A 19,023-nucleotide genomic window follows, 5' to 3' on the forward strand; every position below is an offset into this window, starting at 1 on the left:
AGATGTGAAGAAGCAGCATCTCCACCGCAGGACACGGCCCCACGGGACCGTCTGATTGGCGCTATGGGCGCCACAAGAGAGGGGAGTGAAGGTATGGCCGAAGACACGACATACGACCTCATTGCCGCTACCGGTTGTCCAACGGGCATCGCCCACACCTACATGGCTAAGGAGGCCCTCGAGAAGGCCGCCGCGGCCAAGGGCCTCACCATCAAGGTCGAGACCCACGGGCAGGTCGGCATCGAGAACGAGGTGACGCCGGCGCAGATCAAGGCTGCGAAGGCCGTCATTGTCGCTGCCGACAAGGACGTCCAGGCCGAGCGCTTTGCGGGCAAGCCCATGGTGAGCGTCGGCGTGACCGCCGCAATCAAGGACCCCGAGGGCCTCATCGACAAGGCTCTGGCGGCCAAGGCTCAGGGCGAGCTCAGCGAGGAGGTCGCAAACGCCTCGAGCGACAACAGCTCCTCCGACGAGAAGGAGTCCGTGGGCCACATCATCTACAAGCACCTGATGAACGGCGTCAGCCACATGCTCGTCTTCGTGGTTGCCGGTGGCGTCCTCACGGCCGTCTCGTTCCTCTGGGGCATCACGTCGTTCGACTCCACCGCGGCGGACTACAACTCGTTCGCGGCAATGCTCAAGATCATCGGCGGCATCGCCATGAACCTCATGGTCCCGGTGCTCGCTGCCTACATCGCCGAGTCCATCGGCAAGCGCCCGGCACTGGTCCCTGGCTTTGTTGCCGGTATGATCGCCATCACCGGCCTGCCCGTCTCCCCTGAGACCGGGCTCATCGACGCCGGTGGCGCGGGCGTGGGCTTTGGCTTCCTCGGCGGCATCGTCGGCGGCTTTGTTGCCGGCTACGTGATCGTCGGCCTGGAGAAGCTGCTCTCCGGCATGCCCAAGAACCTTGACGGTCTCAAGGCCATCTTCCTGTACCCGCTGCTCTCTACCTTCATCACCGGTCTTATCATGCTCGGCATCTCCGGCCCCATGGCCGCCATCAACACCGGCATGATGAGCTTCCTCGAGGGCCTCGAGGCCTCCGGCCCCATCGTCCTCGGCCTGGCGATTGGCTGCATGTGCGCGTTCGACATGGGCGGCCCAGTCAACAAGGCTGCCTACGTCACCGGCACCGCGCTTCTTACCGAGGCGCTTCAGGCTGGCATCGGCACCCCGACCTACAACTTCGGCACCAACTTCATGGCTGCCGTCTCCGCTGCCTGCATCGTCCCGCCGCTGATCACCGCCTTTGCCGTCATCGTGGGCAAGAAGTACTTCTCCAAGGAAGACCATGACGCCGGTATCGTCAACATCGTCCTGGGCTGCACCCACATCACCGAGGGCGCAATCCCGTTCATGACCAAGAACATCTGGCCCGTGATGCCCATCATGATGTGCGGCTCCTCGATTGCCGCGATTCTCACCATCCTCTTTGGCGTCCATGACCCCGCGCCTCACGGCGGCTTCCTGGTCCTGCCCGTCGTTGACGGTTGGTACCTGTGGCTCATTGCAATCTTTGCCGGCGTCCTTGTTGGCGGTATTCTTTACGTCATCTTCAAGCGCAACGAATACCATAAGAACGGTGACAAGGTCGTGGAGTAAGGAGAGCGCATGAGCGAGTTCGTTCCAGCATCCCATGTCTACGTGGACAACCCCGCAAGCACCGTGGACGAGGTTCTGAGGTTCCTCTCCCAGACGGCCGTCTCCTACGGGGTGGCCAACGACGCCGACAAGGTCTTCGAGGCCTTCAAGGCGCGCGAGGCCGAGGGAACTACGGGGATGATGGGCGGATTCGCCATCCCGCACGCCAAGACCGCAGAGGTCAGCACGCCAACCGTCATCGTGGTGAAGTTTTCCGGCGAGGTCGAGTGGGCAACCATGGACTCCAAGCCCGTCCGTTGCGCCATCGCCCTGCTCATCCCCGATGACGGCACCCAGACCGAGCAGCTGCGCCTGCTCTCCAAGGTGGCCGTGCTTCTCATGGACGCAGACTTCCGCGAGAAGGTACTTGCCTCTGCAGATTCGCAGGAGATCGCGGGTCTCATCAACAGCGGTCTCGAGAGCTAGATGACCGGGCATCCGGTCTGAGGTTCGTGCTGGGGACCCGTCGCCTGCGCGTCGGGTCCCCTTTCTAGTACGGCGATATCAATCGCGTGACACGCGTCGAGAACGATCAAGGGAAGCTCAATGATTTACACACTTACCACCAACCCGGCAATCGACATGAACATCACCTCGGACACCATATCGACCGAGCATGTCAACAGGACGCGCGACGCGGTGTACACGCCGAACGGCAAGGGCCTGAACGTCTCGTTCACGCTCAAGCACTACGGTATCGACTCCAAGATACTTGGCTTCTTTGGGGGCTTCTCGGGTGACTACATCGTTCGCGAGGCCGACAAGATCTGCCCGGTGATGCCGGTCCAGATTGATGGCATCACCCGTGTGAACGTGTTTCTCACCACGCCGGAGGGGGAGTACAAGTTCCCCAATGCCGGCGCCGAGGTCAACCGTGCCAAGCAGGAGGAGATGCTCTCGCTCATCCGTGGCCTGGATGACCTTGAGTGCCTCGTGGTCTCCGGGAGCCTGCCCACGGGGATTGACCCTTCGTACTACGACGAGCTCGTCGGCGTGGTGCGTGAGAAGGGCGCGGAGTTCGTGCTGGACATCTCTCATCCGCACCTGCGCGAGCTGGTCGAGAAGCAGCCCCTGCTCATCAAGCCAAACGACGAGGAGGTCGCGGCCATCTTTGGCGTGGACGTGAAGAGCGAGGAGGATATCGTCTCGGCGCTTCATGCCATCCACGATGCCGGTGCCAAGAACATTCTCCTCACGCTCGGTGGCGATGGCGCCTACTTCTTCAACGGCGAGCACGTCTGGCATGCCAATGCCGCCAAGGTCAAGGTGCTCTCCACGGCGTGCGCCGGCGATGCCACGCTTGCGAGCTTCCTCTCGCTGTGGCTGGAAGATCCTACTCTGGTAGAGCCTGCGCTCACGCGGGCAATGGCAACCGGCGCCAACGTGGCCATGAGCGCGGGCCTTGGGGACTTTGCCCTTGTCGACAAGCTTGCGCAGTCAATCCGCGTGGAGGTAGTGGAGTAGAGGGAGCCATGCATTCGTCAATGAATCACCGGATGCTTGCCGCCGAGCGGCAAAAGTACATTCTCGACGTGATCCACGAGACCGGCACCGTTTCGGTTGCTCAGATCAGCGAGCATTGCGGCGTATCCTCGGTGACTGCTCGAACCGACCTTGACGCCATGGAGCGCGAGGGGCAGCTCAAGCGCACGCATGGGGGCGCTGTACCTGTTTCGCAGCATGTCATTCCGGCAGTTCCGCAGCGCGTGCATAAGAACGCCCGTGCCAAAGACGCCATTGGTCGTCGTGCTGCAGAGCTTGTCGAAGATGGCGAGACAATCCTTGTCGGCTCAGGCAGCACAACCCTGGCCTTTCTCCACTGGCTGGGCGAGAAGTGTGGCATCACGATCATCACCAACGATGTCAACGGGCTCATCTACGTCGAGCAGTTTCTCCCGCAGGCCACGCCTGTGTGTACGGGTGGCATCCTGGGCCGCGAATACCGACACTTTGCCGGCCCCATGGTGGCCTCGTCGCTCTCCGATATCTACCTCGACAAGGTTTTTCTCGGCGCGGACGCCTTCGAGCCAGATTTTGGCTTCCTTGCCGAGTTCGAGCGCACGGCCACCACGAAGGTCGAGTTCATGCGCCATGCGAGAAAGACCATCATCCTCATGGATTCCTCCAAGGTTGGCGCCTCCCGCTCCTTCGTGCGCTTTGCAGCTCCCACTGAGGTTGACATGGTCATCATGGACAGGGATCCAGGTGGCATTGTGGCCAGTGCCACGGCTGGCAAGGACGGCAGGAGCCGCGTGGTTCTCGCGTAGCGCAGGAGCCGTGGCCCCCCGGGGCGCTTGATGTCCCCAAGAAAGGGTAGGTACGGGAATGGCCCATTCGAGGAGAGACATTCAGCGAGGTGCCGGGAGGAGGTCGGCGACGCCAGGGGTGCACGTGACGCGCAAGAAGGTCTTTTTCGCGCTTGCCGTGGCTTTCATGGTCGCTGTGATGGTCGTGGGATTTATTCTCGAGAACAGTGTGAGCCCCGTAGTCACGAGGCTCTTCGGCACGCTTGTGGACAAGCCTTCCGAGGAAACCGTTGCTGCGACCAATGACTCCGCGCGCCAGCTGGCAAGCGAGGTCGAGGCCCAGGGGGCCGTCCTTCTCGCCAACAACGGCACATTGCCACTCTCGAGCGACGTCACCAAGGTGAACGTCTTTGGGTGGGCGTCCGTCGACTGGCTGGGCGGCGGCTCGGGTTCCGGCTGCGTGACCTCGGTGGAGACGGACCTCATCTCGGCGCTGAACGATGCCGGCATCGAGACAAACACCGAGCTTACGGCCATGTACCAGGATTTTCGTGCCTCCGGAAAGCGCCCCAAGACCCTCTCGAGCAAACCAGAGGAGTCGAGCGTGCTCTACGAGCCCTCGATTGCGGACCGTACGTGCTATACCGACGAGCTGCTTCAAAACGCGCAGGATTTCTCGGACACTGCCATCGTGGTGCTGCAACGCTATGCGGGAGAGAGCAACGACATGCCGCTTGTGCAGTACAAGGTATCCGAGAAGAACGGCTTGGTGGAAACGGACGCCAGCAGGCCCTCCCTTGACCTCTCGACTGAGGAGGAGGCCCTTCTCGCCTATGTGGGCGCCACGTACAAGAACGTTATTGTGGTGGTGAACTCGACAAACGCCATGGTGCTGGGCGCCCTTGACTCCACGCCCGGCATTGACGCCGTGCTGCTTGCAGGCTACACGGGCCAGTACGGCGCCGAGGTGCTGCCGCAGATTCTGTGGGGCGAGGTGAACCCCTCCGGGCGCACGGCAGACACCTACGCGTACGACTTCTCGACCGCGCCGGCCTATGCCAGCGCAAGCGAGCATGTTGGTGCGTATATCTCGGCCGATGGTCTCTATCCCGCGGACGGCACCCAGAACGGCAACTTCTCCCTGCCCGAGGCCTATAACCAGGTCTCGTACGTGGATTACTCCGAGGGCATCTACGTGGGCTACAAGTGGTACGAGACGGCGGACGCCGAGGGCTTCTGGAGCAACGTATCCAACGATCACGGCACGGGCTACCGGGGCGTTGTTCAGTACCCGTTTGGCTTTGGACTCTCGTACACCACGTTTGACTGGCAGGTTGTCGATGCGCCGCCGCAGGGCTCTGAGCTGGGAGACAGCGCTTCGGTCACCGTTCGCGTTACCAATACGGGCAGCGTTGCCGGGCGCGACGTGGTCGAACTCTACTACAGTGCCCCCTACACTGCAGGCGGCATCGAGAAGAGCGCTGTGGTGCTGGGGGACTACGCCAAGACCAGCCAGCTTGCGCCGGGCGAGTCCGAGGACGTCACGCTTACCGTGAGCGCTCGCGCCATGGCGAGCTACGACTGCTACGACGCAAACGGCAACGGCTTTGCCGGGTGGGAGCTTGACCCCGGAACGTACACGCTCACGCTGCGGCATGACGCCCATACCGTGGATGACGCCGAGGGCGCAACGCTTTCGCTTGGGCTCTCTCAAGGCCGGCAGTTTCCCACGGACGAGAAGACCGGAGCTCAGGTTACCAATCGCTTCACCGGCCAGGATGTCGCGGATGGCGTGAGCGCGGACGGGCTTGGCACTGGCCAGGACATTACGTACCTCTCGCGCGCTGACTTTGCGGGAACCTATCCAGAGGTTGCCTCGACGCGTGTCATGCCCACGAGCGTCGCCGCGCTCAACCTGTATACATACGAGGAGCGAGCTGCTGATGACGCCCGCAGCGCGACGATGCCTACAACCGGGGCACGCAACGGCCTGGCCATCGAGAGGAACGGCGTCATCACGGGCCTGGGGCGCAAGCTGGGCGCCAACTACGGCGACCCCCAGTGGGACTCTCTCCTCGACCAGCTTACGGTTGCCGAGATGGAGCAGCTTGTCACCAACGCGTACTCTGGCGCCTCGCCGCTCGCCTCGGTGGGAAGAACGTCCGAGACCCGCGAGCTTGACGGCCCGGCGCAGATCGAGAGCTTCGTGCCCACCAACCCCGGGACGGGCTTTCCTAGCGCGGTTGTTCTCGCGCAGACGTGGAACCGCGACCTTGCCCGGCAGGTGGGGCTTGCCTGTGGGGAGCAGGCGGCGCAGCGTGGGCTTTCTGGCTGGTACGCGCCGTGCGCGAACCTCCACCGCACCCCCTTTGGCGGGCGCAACTACGAGTACTACTCCGAGGACTCCCAGCTTGTGGGACAGACCTGCGGCAACGTAGTGGCGGGCGCGCGCGACGCGGGCGTGTACTGCTACGTTAAGCACCTGGCGCTCAACGACGGCGAGGCCTACGTCTACCGCGATGGCGTCTACACCTGGCTCTCTGAGCAGACGCTTCGCGAGGTCTACCTCGAGCCCTTCCGAACTGTGGTGGAGGACTACGGCGGAACGGCGCTCATGAGCTCCTACAACCGCGTTGGCGCGGTGTGGGCGGGTGGCTCCGAGGCCCTGCTCACGGACGTGCTTCGTGGCGAGTGGGGCTTCAACGGGGTTGTGGTGACCGACTTCTCGGATCACACCGCCTACATGAACGGTGACCAGATGCTCCGGCATGGCGGAGACCTCTGGATGCAGATGTCCGGCGGGTCTCTCGCATCTAACCCAAGCTCTGCCAGCTACGTGAGCGAGCTTCGCCGTGCGACAAAAGACTTCCTCTACGCCTATCTCGATGCGCGCGTGGCAAACGAGAGCTACGCAGATGCCACGGGGGACATCTCTGCAGCGCGGCCGAGAAGCTCGACCATCACGACGCCCGGGCGTACCCTGCTTGCCATGCTGCGCGTGGTCTCGGTGGTACTTGTGGGCATTGCGACCTGGCGCCTTGTGGTTGGCATCAAGAAGAAGGGCGCCGAGAAGGCCTAGATGGCAGGCTGGCCGGACCTCCTGAACGGTAGCCGAGCGAAAGCAACGCTCCAGCGAGCGGCGAGTGTGCTGCAAGGGGCTCAGTGTGTCTCGGCGTCTATACATCGGGCAGAATTATTGCGCAATTTTTCAGAGCGTACTGAAGCACAACTGGTCAAATACAGAATCTTCCAGGAATAACGTTCAATAATCGAGAGAGACTGGCACCCTGTAATAGCAATAAGAAAGTACGAGCGGCTCAAGAAGGGATTATTGCGCGTTATTTCACGGCAGAATGAACTCTAACTGGACAAATACAGTGCTAGCTAGAAATATCGTGCAATAACTGAGCAGAACGGGCGCCCTGCGGTACAGAAAACGGCCCGGAGGGCACATATGCCGTCCGGGCCGTACGTTGCTCTGTGCGTGCGCCTACGCCTTGTTGGTGGAGCCCAGGTTGTCCATGTGGGAGGCGACGACCTTGTAGATCTCCTCCATGCCGGGCTTCGAGGGCTTCTTGGGATCGAAGTTGTTGGGATTCTCGGCCATGTACCCCATGAAGCCACGGGTGAACGCCTGGCGCAGCTCGGTGGCATAGTTCACCTTGCAGATGCCGTTCTTGATGGCCTCGGCGACCTGGTCGTCGGGCACGCCGGAGGTGCCGTGAAGGACCAGCGGCACGTCGACGCGGTTGCGGATCTCCTTGAGGACGCCCTGCTCGATGTGCGGGGTGCCCTTGTAGACGCCGTGTGCGGTGCCAACGCCAACGGCAAGCGAGCTGCACTTGGTGCGGTTTACGAACTCCTCGGCCTCATCGGGGTCGGTGTAGGGGTTCTCGCCCTTGACCGCTGGGCCGTCATCCTCCTTGCCGCCAACCTTGCCAAGCTCGGCCTCCACGGGCACGCCCATGGCGATGGCGACCTTGGTAACGCTCTCGGTGAGGGCCATGTTCTCCTCGAAGGGCACGTGGGAGCCGTCGATCATGACGGAGGTGTAGCCGGCGCGCAGGGCCTGCATGCAGCGATCGAAGCCGTCGCCGTGATCGAGGTGCAGCGCCACGGGGACGCTTGCGCTCTCGGCGGCAACGCGTACCATGGCGGCAAAGTAGTCGAGGTTGGCGTACTTGATGGTGCCCGGGGTGGTCTGCATGATGACGGGGGAGTGCTTGTCCTCGGCGGCCTTGATGACGGCCATCACGAACTCGAGGTTCTCCACGTTGAACGCACCCACGGCGTAGTGGCCGGCCTGGGCGTCGAGCAGCATTTCCTTGGTTGTGACAAGCATCGCGCTCTCCCTTCACGTTCCCACGGGCTGTGCCGTGGGGCTTCCTTATCTGCAACGTGATTGTATCGTGCCTGCTTGCAGACGTGGTCTTGGGCAAATGGCGGTACTGGTCAGCAACGAAAAGCGACCGCAAGGCGCCGGTGGCCGCAGACGTCCGGAAGGGCTCCCCAGGGCTTTCCAAAACGCAGAAAAGAAAGAATTCTGCTTGTGATATCTTTCTTTTAAACAAAGAGAAGGAAACACAGTTTGCACACATGCGTAGTGGGATTGATTTGCCGGGCAGTGGGATTGATTTGCCGGGCAGTGGGATTGATTTGCCGGGCAACTTAATCCCGCGGGCGAGGAGGAGCACATGACCGAGTTTGCAGAGGAGAGGCGCGCGGCAATTCTCTCGATGCTTGAGAGAAACTCATCTGTGCAGGTTGCCGAGGTGGCAGATGCCCTTGGCGTGTCTCGCGTCACCGCGCGAGCAGATCTTGATGCCCTCGCACGCGACGGCAAGCTGCGCCGCACGCACGGTGGGGCGGTCTCGCTCTCTCGAACGCTCACGGTGTCGATCCAGGACCTGCGCGTCAACGTGAACGTGGAGGCAAAGCGCGCCATCGCCCGGGAAGCCGCGAAGTTTGTCGAGCCAGGCCAGTCCGTGCTCGTGGACACGGGAACCACGGGCCTTGAGCTCGTGCGCGCGCTGGGCGATCGCGGTGAGGTGACCATCGTGACGGCAGACCTCACCATTGCCGACTACGTCGATCGCTCCATGCCCTCCGCCGAGGTGGTTCTCCTAGGTGGTGCCCTGCGCAAAGGCCACCGCTACACCTCTGGGGCCGTGGCTGTATCGGCGCTCTCGATGCTTCGGCCAGACGTTGCCTTCGTGTGCCCAACCGCCTTTGCCCCCGGCCGCGGCTTCATGACTGGCTACGAGGGTATGGCGGAACTCAAGCGCGCGTTTCTCGCCTGCGCGGGCACAACCTGCGTGCTCATGGATGCGAGCAAGGTGGGCGCCCGTGGCCTCTTCTTCTTTGGCGACGTGGGTGACGCCGATGTCATAGTGATGGAAAAAGACCCCGAGGGCGCCGTTGCCGGCTGCCTCGGGGATCTTCCAACAAGACTTGATCCTTGCGGGTGAGTAGGGGCGGTACCTTAGGCTATGCGCTCCACGCGGGTGCCGTCCATGAGGCCGCGCGCGACCTCCATGTCAAAGTGGCCGGTCGAGGCAGACATGCAGTTGGCGCTTGCGCAGGCCATCGCATAGCGCAGCTGCTCGGCGGGCTCCATCCCTCGCGCCATGGCAACGGCAAAGGCCCCAACCATGGTGTCACCGGCCCCCACGGGGTTCACGACATCAATCTTGGGGGCAATCCCCCGGAAGGTCCCCGTGTCGCATGCCATCACGGCACCGTCGCCACCGAGCGAGACCACCACCTGCGCAATTCCGCGCTCGTGGAGCTCGTGCGCCGCGCCGATGACCTCCTCCACCGAGGAGACATTGCGATCAAGGATCTGGCCAATCTCATCAGTGTTGGGCTTCACCATGGTGGGAAGCGCATCGATGCTTGCCTTGAGCGTGGCGCCGGAGGTATCGAGGATGCATGGCTTGCCCTGCGAGCGAACTAGCTTGATGAGACGCACATAGGTGTCGGCGGGCAGCCCCTTGGGGAAGCTGCCGCTCATGGTGACCACGTCCGCGCGCGAGACGAGCGAGACGAGCCGCTCCTCGAGGGCGGCGAGCTCCTCGGGCGTCACCTCGCGGCCGGGCTCCAGGAACTCGGTGGAGAGGCCGTCGGGCTCGAGCACGTTCACGCAGCAGCGCGTCTCGGTTGTCACCTCGACAAAATCATGGGGAATGCCATCGCAGTCAAGTAACTCGCAGAGGAGTCGCCCGTTGTTGCCACCAACAAAGCCAGTCGCAAGGACCTCCTCGCCGCACGTGGCAACAGAGCGCGACGCGTTAAGGCCCTTTCCGCCCGCGTTGTCGATGCACTCCGCCACGCGCATGACGGTGCCGCGCTCGAGGTTGGAAGCGATGCGGTAGGCCTTGTCGATGGAAGTGTTGAGCGTGACGGTGAGAATCATGGTGTTCCTCCCTGCAACTCTGGGGTGCAAAATAGATACCAGTTGCTGAAAATAACAAACCGGACCTATGAGTTTTGTCCTTTGGTAACAACCACTGGATATACCAGAAATCTAACGTATCTATGCGAGAAAAACTCCGTCAGGGTATGCTGGTATCGATAAATTGGTACCACTACCTGCGATAACACGCCGTGACCGTAATGAATTTAACCGCAAGCGGCATTCAAGAAATAAAAACCAAGTTTTCTCTGGACTAAATGCGGAGGTCTTGTAAAGTAGCCGTAGTTGAAATGTGGTAGTAACCAGTAACCGAGAAGCACGACGGGCGTAACAAAGAGGTTCCTTGTTGGAACCAAAAGTCTTCTAGCCTAGAGAGCGTTACGAAGACCCCGTCAGAGGAGGACTTGCATGGTCGGATTTGTGCTCACTGGTCACGGAGACTTTTCCGTTGGTCTCGACAGCTCCGTCAAGATGATCGCGGGCTCGCAGGAGGAGTTCGACGTCGTACCGTTCCACGAGGACGAGGCAGGCGAGTTCCCCCAGAAGCTGGCGGACGCCATTGCCGCCTCCGCTGAGAGGAACGACGGTGTGATTGTCTTCTGCGACCTCATGGGTGGCACGCCGTTCAACCAGGCCATGATGAACACGCAGCTCGTTCCTGGCGTCGAGGTCATCGCGGGCACCAACCTGCCCATGCTCCTCGAGGTCCTCGCCACCCGCACGCCCGAGTCCACCACGCAGGAGCTCATCGACTGCGCGGTTGAGGCCGGCAAGCAGGGCGTCGTCCACATGGTCCTCACCGTTGACGACGAGCCCGACTCCGACGATCTGGGCCTGTAATGGACTTCTGGCAGAACGTGCTTGCGGCCTGCGCGGCGCTGCTCATCCTCATCGCCATCATGGGCGTTGTCTATGCGATCTACAGCGCGGTAAAGGCAAACAAGCAGAAGGCCTACTTCGCCGAGCTCCACGCCAACCTCAAGGTTGGGCAGCGCGTCGCCTTTGCCGGTGGTCTCTTTGGCAGGGTAGTCCGTGTGGGCGAGGAGACCTGTGACGTCGAGGTCAAGTCCGGTGCGGTCGTGGAGGTCTCGAGGTTTGCGATCCAGGAGATCTCAAAGAAGTAGGTCGTGTCATCGCAAGCCAGTTGGCCCGTTCGTAGTTTGAAGGAAAACTCTCGCCCGCAAATATGCGAGCGAGTACGAGAAAGGGGAAGCAAGCATGGCTGAGCCCAACATTCTTCTTACCAGGATTGACAACCGCCTGATTCACGGCCAGGTCGCCACCCAGTGGACAAGCACCATCGGCGCAAACCTGATCCTCGTTGCCAACGATGAGGTTGCCGGCAACAAGATGCGCCAGAAGCTCATGGACATGGCCGCGCCTCAGGGCGTTGCTACCAGGTACTTCTCCATCCAGAAGACCATCGACGTTATCCATAAGGCCGCTGCTCGCCAGCACATCTTCCTCATTGTCGAGAACCCTGAGGACGCGCTGCGCCTCGTCAAGGGCGGCGTGCCCATCAAGAAGCTCAACATCGGCAACATGCACATGTCCGAGGGCAAGCGCCAGGTCGCAACCTCCGTTGCCGTGAACGACGAGGACGTCGCTGCCTTCCGTGCGCTGCAGGACGCAGGCGTAGAGCTCTCGATCCAGCGCGTTCCGAGCACGGCGGTCGAGCCTACGGCAAAGCTCTTCGAGTAGCCATCTAGCGCTTTTCGCAACAACTTAGTTTGGTCGTGCGCACCCGTGAGGGACGGGTGCTGGCGATAGCTCTGTCTCTATCCGTGGCACGTGGTACTAGGAACCATAGGAAAGGAGGAACAAGGATGGAATACTCAGCTCTCCAGGTGATCTTGGTCTTCATCGTCACGTTCATCGCGGCTATCGACCAGTTCAGCTTCCTCGAGTCTCTGTATCAGCCGATCGTCACCGGTATGGTGATCGGCCTCATCCTTGGCGACGTGCAGACCGGCCTCATCGTTGGTGGCACGTACCAGCTCATGACGATTGGCAACATGCCAATCGGAGGTGCCCAGCCGCCCAACGCGGTTGTCGGTGGCATCATGGCAGCCATTCTGGCAATCACCCTCAAGCTTGACCCGAACGCTGCTGTCGCTACTGCTATTCCGTTCTCCCTGCTTGGCCAGTACGGCGTCACCCTGATCTTCACGATCATGTCGCCGCTCATGTCCAAGTGCGACCAGTACGCCGCCGAGGCTAACCCCAAGGGCATCGAGCACATCAACTACCTCTCGATGTGCCTGCTCGGCCTCATCTTTGGCGTCGTCGTCACCCTGTTCTTCATCGGCGGCCAGGCCGTCGGCTCCGCCGTCGTTGCCGCCATCCCCAAGTGGCTGAGCAATGGCCTCTCCGCTGCCGGTGGCATGATGCGCTTCGTCGGCTTCGCAATCCTGCTCAAGTTCATGATGAACCGCGACATGTGGGGCTTCTACTTCATGGGCTTTGGCCTCGCGATTATCGTCTCCGGCATCTCCAGCCTGGCGACTCCTGCCCTGCTGATCCTGGCCCTCATCGGCTTTGGCTTCGCCTACTGGGACTACCAGCAGAACACCGAGCTCAAGGGTTCCGTTGCCGTTGCTGCTGACACCGACGGAGGTGAGGAAGATGGCATCTAACGAGACGACTGCTCAGACCGTCAACCGTTTTGAGGGTGTGACTCACTACCAGAACCTCACGCCCGCCCCTGATCTGGACCAGAAGACGCTTAACAAGATGGCGTGGCGTTCCTGCTTCCTGCAGGCGTCCTTCAACTACGAGCGCATGCAGTCCGCAGGCTGGCTCTACTCCATCCTTCCCGGTCTCGAGAAGATTCACGCGGATAACAAGGAAGATCTCGCGCTCTCGATGACCCACAACATGGAGTTCTTCAACATCCACCCGTTCCTCGTCACCTTCGCCATGGGCATCATCCTGTCCATGGAGCAGAAGAAGGTTGACATCCCCACCATCCGTGCCGTCCGCGTCTCCCTCATGGGCCCGCTTGGTGGCATCGGCGACGCCATCTTCTGGATGACCCTCGTGCCTATTCTGGCCGGCATCACCTCGAATATGGCTATCGCAGGCAACATCTTTGGCCCCATCCTGTTCCTGATCGTCTTCAACATCATCCAGTTCGCGCTTCGCTTTGGTCTCATGAACTGGTCGTACAAGATGGGCATGAACGCGCTCGACACCCTCATGGAGCACATGAAGGCGTTCACCCGCGCGGCCTCCATCCTCGGCGTCTTCGTCGTTGGCTGCCTCACCGTCACCATGGGCGGCACGCAGATCAACCTCACGATCCCCAACGGCACCACGCAGGCTTACGTCGCGCATACCGCGACCGTCCCCACCGAGGACGTGAGCAAGTTCGAGGTCATCTCCAAGGACACCGACGGCACCACGCTCTCCGGCATGGTTGACGCCTCCGGCAACCCCCTGGCTACCACCGATGCTGACGGCAACGCCGTGACCGCTGGCGCCACTGACCTTGGCAACGGCATGAGCGAGGTCACCTACATGGAGACCGTCACCTCGCCGGTCAACGTCGACATCGCCAAGATCCTCGACAGCATCTGCCCCAAGCTTGTCCCGCTCGCGCTGGTCATGCTCCTGTACTACCTGTTCTCCAAGAAGAACTTCACCCCCATCAAGGGTATTGTTCTCGTGCTCATCATCGGTATTGTTGGTGCCGGTTTCGGCATCTGGCCGAGCATCTGGGGCTAAGTCCTACAATTGCTGCGTACCCGGGGCGGCCCGCCGCCCCGGGTGCCCGGAATCCAATCCGGCACGCGTGCGCAGCAGGTTCTATGGCAACAGGCGGCGCGGGTACGCTTGACGCGTGCTCGCGCCATTTTCAGGACGGTGAAGACATGACCCCCATCTCGCGAAAGCAGCCGCTTTACGACCAGCTTGTCGACCTTCTTCACGAGAAGATAGAAAACGAGATGGGACCGGGCGACATGCTTCCTTCCGAGCGTGAGCTCTGCGAGACGTACGGCCTCTCGCGTACGACCGTACGCCTGGCTCTTGCGGAGCTTGAGCGGCAGGGGCTTGTCACCAGGCAGCATGGGCGCGGCACTTTTGTCTCGGACTCCGTGCGCGAGGCCACGAACCTCATGGGGACCTACAGCTTCACCGAGCAGATGAAGAGCATGGGGAGAGTTCCCACTACGGTGGTGCTCGAGTTCGATACCAGGGAGGCACCGAAGCACATCGCCGCGTGCCTGGGCCTGCGCATTGGGGACCCCGTCATTCGCATGAAGCGTCTGCGCATTGCGGATGGCATCCCCATGATGGTGGAGCGCACGTATCTTCCTGCGTCTGAGTTTCTCGGTCTTACTCGTACAGACGTCGAGAACCAGCCACTCTACGACATCGTGGAGAAGGTCTACCACGAGACCATTCGCGTGGCCGAGGAGGAGTTCTGCGCGAGCGTTGCCCGGAAGGACGACGCGGAGCTTCTCGGCATTAGTGAGGCGGCACCCGTACTCAAGCTCTATCGCACTACCTTCAACGTGAAGAACACGGCCATCGAGTACACAAGAAGTGTTGCTCGAGCCGACCAGTTCAGATACAAGGTTTCACACTATCGGGGCTAGGGAAGGCCCCCGAGAGGAGAAGAACATGTTCGAGAAGGATGAGGCTACGCTCACGTCGATGGGCGCGCAGATCACCACCAGGGAGATCAAGCAGCAGCCGGACCTCTGGGAGGACACCTTCAAGATCTACGAGGACAACCTGTCGGCAATCGAGGAGTTTCTCGCCAAGGCTCGCGCCCTTGGTGGCGAGCGCCGCACCCGCGTGATCTTCTGCGGCGCTGGCACCTCTGCGTATGTGAGCGACACCCTCGTGCCATATCTGCGTCGCGTTGGCGACAACGAGGCGTTTGAGTTTGCGCCCGTTGCCACCACCGACGTTGTCTGCGCTCCTCTTGACTACGTGCGTCCCGAGGACCCCACGGTTATGGTGTCGTTTGCGCGCAGCGGCAACAGCCCCGAGAGCGTGGCTGCCTATGAGCGCGTTGGGCAGGTTGCCAAGAACCTTCTCTACCTCAACGTGACGTGCGCCCCCGAGGGCAAGCTCGCGCAGCAGTCCAAAGATGACGAGCGTGCCCTCACGCTGCTCATCCCGCGTGCTAACGACAAGGGCTTTGCCATGACGGGCAGCTACTCCTGCATGCTGCTCCTCTCGGCACTCATCTTTGACCAGGCATCCATCGAGGACAAGCGCGCCTGGGTTGCCCGCGCCGCAAAGATGGGCCGCGAGGTCATTGCCCGCGAGCCCGAGATTGTGAGCTGGCTCGACCGCGACTTCGACCGCGTGACCTACCTCGGCTCCGCGTCGCTCTCCGGCCTGGCCCGAGAGGCGCAGCTCAAGATCCTGGAGCTGTGCGCCGGCCGCATCGCCACCTCGTTTGACTCCTCGATGGGCTATCGTCACGGGCCTAAGTCCTTTGTCAACGAGAAGACCCTCGTGTTCGACTTCGTGAGCAACGGTCCCTACACGCGTCAGTATGACCTTGACATCCTGAACGAGGTCAAGGGCGACGACATTGCGCTTGCCACTGTGGGCATCCAGCAGCGTACCGGCGATGACTTTGAGGGCGAGAACTTCTCCTTTGATGGCGACGTACTTCTCCCCGAGGTCTACCTCGCGCTGCCCTTCGTGATGTTTGCGCAGACCATCTCCCTTAACGCCTCCATCAAGGTTGGCAACACCCCCGACACCCCGTCGCCCACCGGTACCGTCAACCGCGTGGTCAAGGGCGTGACCATTCACCCGTTTAGCCTGTAGTCCTGCTTCGGTGCGGGGAGCCTTGGGTATACCATGGTTAACTTATCCCCGCACCGAGGGCTTTGGCCCAGGAAGGAGAAATCATGGCAACGTATGCGGTCCACGCCGCTCACTTCGTTCTTCCCGGTAGGCTCACCGGAGAGGGCTACCTCACCATCACCGACGGTCGCTTTGGGTCCTTCTCGACCGAGAAGCCTGACTGCGAGATTGTCGACTACGCGGGTGCCTATGTGGGCGCCGGCCTGGTTGACACCCACATCCACGGCTTCCACAACCACGCGACCACCGATATCGACCCTGCCGGCATCAACGATGCCTCCGTGGCGCTCGCGCAGCGTGGCACCACGGCGTGGCTGCCCACCACCTTCACCGACTCGGTGGAGAACATCGGCAACCAGTGCGAGGTCATCGCGGACGCGGTGGACGAGCGCGACGATGACTTTGTGGGCGCACGCATTCCGGGCATCTACCTTGAGGGACCCTTCTTCACCGAGAAGCACAAGGGCGCCCAGAACCCCAAGTACCTGGTGCCGCCCTCGTACGACGACTTTGCGGAGTGGCAGCGCAGGGCGCGCGGCCTTATCCGCAAGAGTGCGCTTGCGCCCGAGTATCCCGAGGCGCCCGAGTACATCTCGCGCCTTGCCGCCGAGGGCGTGGTGACCGCGCTCGGCCATACCGATGCAACGTACGATGAGAGCATCGCCGCCGTGGACGCCGGTGCCACCGTGTTCGTGCACACCTACAACGGCATGCGCGGTCTGCACCAGCGCGAGCCGGGTGTTCTCGGCTGTGCCATGACCACGGACGAGACGTACGCAGAGCTTATCTGTGATGGCCACCACGTGCAGCCCGCTTCGTGCGCGGCTCTCGTGCGCGCCAAGGGCTGGGAGCACGTGGTTCTCATCACGGACTGCCTGGCCTGCGGCGGCATGCCCGAGGGCAACTACATGAGCGGCGGTCTGCCCGTGGTCATGAAGGACGACCTCTGCTACCTGGCCGACATGAGCAGCATCGCCGGGTCTGTCCTCACGCTGGCCAAGGGCGTGAAGAACATGGTCGACTGGGGCATCGTGACGCCCGAGCAGGCCATCCGGATGGGCAGCGAGATTGCGGCGCGCTCAGCGGGCGTGGATGACGTCTGCGGCAGCATGCTGCCCGGGCGCAACGCCGACTTCAACGTCTACGCGGCCGACATGTCGCTCACGGCGACGTATGTTGGCGGCGAGTTGGTGCCCGTGGCGTAAGGCTCTACGGGCAGCGGGCGTTCTTCTCGCCATGCGGTGTTCGCTCTTCTCACCGCGCGGCGCCTGAAGGCCCGTTTTGGTCAGGATTTCCGCTATTGCTGCGGCTCCGGCGTCAATTTGGCGCCGGAGGGCTTTTCTCTGCGCGATGGCCCCGCATCCCGTCGCTGGCTACCGTGCGCATGTTGCTCTCATCTGCGGAGAATAGCTCCATTTCTTAAAACCACTTACGCTGACCTGCGGAAACGCGACCGACGTTTAAGAAAAGGAGCTATTCTCCGCAACGAGAGAGCCGAACGGCCTGGCGAGAAGGACGTTGGACGCTGAGAAGGCTGCACGCAGGTCGCCGTCTGCCGGCGTTATCCAAACGTCTGCGGCAGCGAAAGCCTCTCTCGTCACTTACTACGTCTGTCGTAGTATCCTTCTAGTAGCGAAGATACTACGACAGACGTAGTACGTTGCGGGAGGTGTCTCGTGCCTGACGAGATAAGCAGCGACTTTATCCGCGGATACATCGACCCCATGATTCTTTGCGTGCTCCTGCAGGGGCCGTCCTATGGCTACGAGGTCTCGAAGCGCATCCGACAAATCTCGGGTGACCTCTACACGGTCAAGGAGACTACGCTCTACTCGGCATTTGCGCGTCTGGAGAAGGGCGGCCTCGTTGAGTCGTTCCCGCAGGTTGCGGAGAACGGCAAACGACGCACCTACTATCGCATCACACCAGCGGGAATTGACCACTACCAGGCACGATGCCGAGAGTGGAAGCTCACCAAGGACGTTGTCGGCCGGTTTATGGAAGGGTGCGGTGCGTGATGGATGACATCAGGGATTATCTCGAGTCTGTGTTCTCAAAGCTTCCCCAGACGCCCGAGGCGCACCGCGCGAAGGACGAGCTTGGCCAGATGATGGAAGACAAGTACGCCGAGCTTCTCGCCCAGGGCATGCCCGAGAAAGACGCGGCCAAAGCGACCATAGCCGAGTTTGGCAACCCAGACGAGGTGCTCGAGTCGCTTGGGGTAACGCCGCAACCAGCACGCAAGTGGCATCCGGGACGCATCGTGGCGGTGGTTCTCGGCGTCATTGCGGTGTGCTGCGTGTGCTGGGTGGCCTTTTGTGGCCGTGCGGAGGCAGATCCGCATGCTGGCAACGTGGACGCTACCATCGGAGAGAACTTCTCATCCGTAGATGTGAGCGCGGCCTGCGGAGACGTGGTGATCAAGAGCGGTGACGTTGCGCGGGTGAGCTATAGCGGCGCCGCGAACACTTCGTTTGAGTACGAGGTGCAAGATGGCGTGCTCCACGTGACGCAAACGCAGACAAGCAGCGCGGGCACGCAGGCGTCGGACGGCATTGTCATCACCGTCGTGGTCCCCTCGACTGCCGAGCTCTCGTCCATCGATGCCACGACGCAGCTTGGCAGCGTCGACCTGCAGGGCGTGGAGGCAGCTCGCATGACCGTCTCTTCTCAGATGGGTGATGTCGACGTAAGCGATGTCGACCTCTCCAATGCAACGCTCAAGCTCTCCGTTGACATGGGCGAGATAATTCTCGACGGAAACGAGGTTTCGCCGGGTACAGTGATTAGGGGTACTGGCGAGAGAATCGTTGATGTCAGCGCCGAGATGGGAGACGTTACCGTGACCGCCCTGTAGCGCAGGCGGTGCGGAGATTGCGGGGG

18 protein-coding genes are annotated in these 19,023 nt (G+C 61.6%); 16 read left to right on the forward strand and 2 right to left on the reverse strand.

Annotated elements, in window-relative coordinates; genetic code table 11:
• Positions 1-93 precede the first annotated feature (93 nt).
• The 5 genes from AUL39_RS02575 (at position 94) to AUL39_RS02595 (ending at position 6,969) form a co-directional block, all read left to right on the forward strand.
• Entirely contained in the window at positions 94-1,605 is a 1,512-nt protein-coding gene (locus tag AUL39_RS02575; RefSeq protein ID WP_059053305.1) for a PTS fructose transporter subunit IIC, read from the forward strand.
• A gap of 9 nt (positions 1,606-1,614) precedes the next feature.
• Positions 1,615-2,070, forward strand: a complete 456-nt coding sequence (locus tag AUL39_RS02580; protein WP_059053307.1) for a PTS sugar transporter subunit IIA — start codon at positions 1,615-1,617, stop codon at positions 2,068-2,070.
• A gap of 120 nt (positions 2,071-2,190) precedes the next feature.
• On the forward strand, positions 2,191-3,108 hold the full coding sequence (locus AUL39_RS02585) for a 1-phosphofructokinase family hexose kinase (protein WP_059053309.1): 918 nt from the start codon (positions 2,191-2,193) through the stop codon (positions 3,106-3,108).
• Between the two features lie 8 nt (positions 3,109-3,116).
• Positions 3,117-3,911 (forward strand): DeoR/GlpR family DNA-binding transcription regulator, encoded by a 795-nt coding sequence (locus AUL39_RS02590; RefSeq protein ID WP_070807534.1) that lies wholly within the window; start codon positions 3,117-3,119, stop codon positions 3,909-3,911.
• A gap of 124 nt (positions 3,912-4,035) precedes the next feature.
• Positions 4,036-6,969: a glycoside hydrolase family 3 protein gene (locus tag AUL39_RS02595; RefSeq protein WP_160327010.1), complete on the forward strand. Its 2,934-nt coding sequence runs from the start codon at positions 4,036-4,038 to the stop codon at positions 6,967-6,969.
• A gap of 411 nt (positions 6,970-7,380) precedes the next feature.
• Here AUL39_RS02595 and AUL39_RS02605 read toward each other — a convergent pair whose 3' ends face one another.
• Positions 7,381-8,232, reverse strand: coding sequence for a class II fructose-bisphosphate aldolase (locus AUL39_RS02605; protein WP_059053319.1), 852 nt, complete (start codon positions 8,230-8,232; stop codon positions 7,381-7,383).
• Between the two features lie 352 nt (positions 8,233-8,584).
• Between AUL39_RS02605 and AUL39_RS02610 the strand changes: the two genes are divergently transcribed.
• Complete coding sequence (locus AUL39_RS02610) at positions 8,585-9,358, forward strand: DeoR/GlpR family DNA-binding transcription regulator (protein WP_059053321.1); 774 nt, start codon at positions 8,585-8,587, stop codon at positions 9,356-9,358.
• Positions 9,359-9,372: 14 nt separating this feature from the next.
• Here the strand turns inward: AUL39_RS02610 and pfkB are convergent, their stop codons facing one another.
• Positions 9,373-10,305 carry a 1-phosphofructokinase gene (pfkB, locus tag AUL39_RS02615; RefSeq protein ID WP_059053323.1) on the reverse strand — a complete coding sequence of 311 codons (933 nt, stop codon included), beginning with the start codon at positions 10,303-10,305 and terminating at the stop codon, positions 9,373-9,375.
• A gap of 408 nt (positions 10,306-10,713) precedes the next feature.
• On the opposite strand from pfkB, the gene AUL39_RS02620 reads away from it, so the two are divergent.
• The 10 genes from AUL39_RS02620 (at position 10,714) to AUL39_RS02665 (ending at position 18,997) form a co-directional block, all read left to right on the forward strand.
• The gene (locus AUL39_RS02620; protein ID WP_059053332.1) at positions 10,714-11,145 is read left to right on the forward strand and encodes a PTS sugar transporter subunit IIA; all 432 of its coding nucleotides are present in this window, start codon (positions 10,714-10,716) and stop codon (positions 11,143-11,145) included.
• The gene (gene yajC, locus AUL39_RS02625) at positions 11,145-11,429 is read left to right on the forward strand and encodes a preprotein translocase subunit YajC (RefSeq protein ID WP_059053334.1); all 285 of its coding nucleotides are present in this window, start codon (positions 11,145-11,147) and stop codon (positions 11,427-11,429) included. Before AUL39_RS02620 ends, yajC begins: the two co-directional genes overlap by 1 nt.
• 94 nt (positions 11,430-11,523) lie before the next feature.
• Positions 11,524-12,006 (forward strand): PTS galactosamine transporter subunit IIB, encoded by a 483-nt coding sequence (gene agaB, locus AUL39_RS02630; RefSeq protein ID WP_059053336.1) that lies wholly within the window; start codon positions 11,524-11,526, stop codon positions 12,004-12,006.
• A gap of 125 nt (positions 12,007-12,131) precedes the next feature.
• Positions 12,132-12,941: a PTS mannose/fructose/sorbose/N-acetylgalactosamine transporter subunit IIC gene (locus tag AUL39_RS02635; RefSeq protein ID WP_059053339.1), complete on the forward strand. Its 810-nt coding sequence runs from the start codon at positions 12,132-12,134 to the stop codon at positions 12,939-12,941.
• Entirely contained in the window at positions 12,931-14,031 is a 1,101-nt protein-coding gene (locus AUL39_RS02640) for a PTS system mannose/fructose/sorbose family transporter subunit IID (protein WP_059053341.1), read from the forward strand. Before AUL39_RS02635 ends, AUL39_RS02640 begins: the two co-directional genes overlap by 11 nt.
• Positions 14,032-14,177: 146 nt before the next feature.
• Positions 14,178-14,906, forward strand: a complete 729-nt coding sequence (locus AUL39_RS02645) for a GntR family transcriptional regulator (protein ID WP_059054050.1) — start codon at positions 14,178-14,180, stop codon at positions 14,904-14,906.
• A 25-nt stretch (positions 14,907-14,931) separates the two neighbouring features.
• Positions 14,932-16,101 carry an SIS domain-containing protein gene (agaS, locus tag AUL39_RS02650; protein WP_059053343.1) on the forward strand — a complete coding sequence of 390 codons (1,170 nt, stop codon included), beginning with the start codon at positions 14,932-14,934 and terminating at the stop codon, positions 16,099-16,101.
• 83 nt (positions 16,102-16,184) lie between these two features.
• Complete coding sequence (gene nagA, locus AUL39_RS02655) at positions 16,185-17,345, forward strand: N-acetylglucosamine-6-phosphate deacetylase (RefSeq protein WP_059053345.1); 1,161 nt, start codon at positions 16,185-16,187, stop codon at positions 17,343-17,345.
• Between the two features lie 471 nt (positions 17,346-17,816).
• The gene (locus AUL39_RS02660; protein WP_201783899.1) at positions 17,817-18,158 is read left to right on the forward strand and encodes a PadR family transcriptional regulator; all 342 of its coding nucleotides are present in this window, start codon (positions 17,817-17,819) and stop codon (positions 18,156-18,158) included.
• Positions 18,158-18,997 (forward strand): permease prefix domain 1-containing protein, encoded by an 840-nt coding sequence (locus AUL39_RS02665; RefSeq protein WP_059053347.1) that lies wholly within the window; start codon positions 18,158-18,160, stop codon positions 18,995-18,997. The genes AUL39_RS02660 and AUL39_RS02665 overlap by 1 nt, the downstream gene beginning before the upstream one ends.
• Positions 18,998-19,023 lie beyond the last annotated feature (26 nt).

It is taken from the genome of Tractidigestivibacter scatoligenes (genome assembly GCF_001494635.1).
In the GTDB taxonomy this organism is placed as follows: domain Bacteria; phylum Actinomycetota; class Coriobacteriia; order Coriobacteriales; family Atopobiaceae; genus Tractidigestivibacter; species Tractidigestivibacter scatoligenes.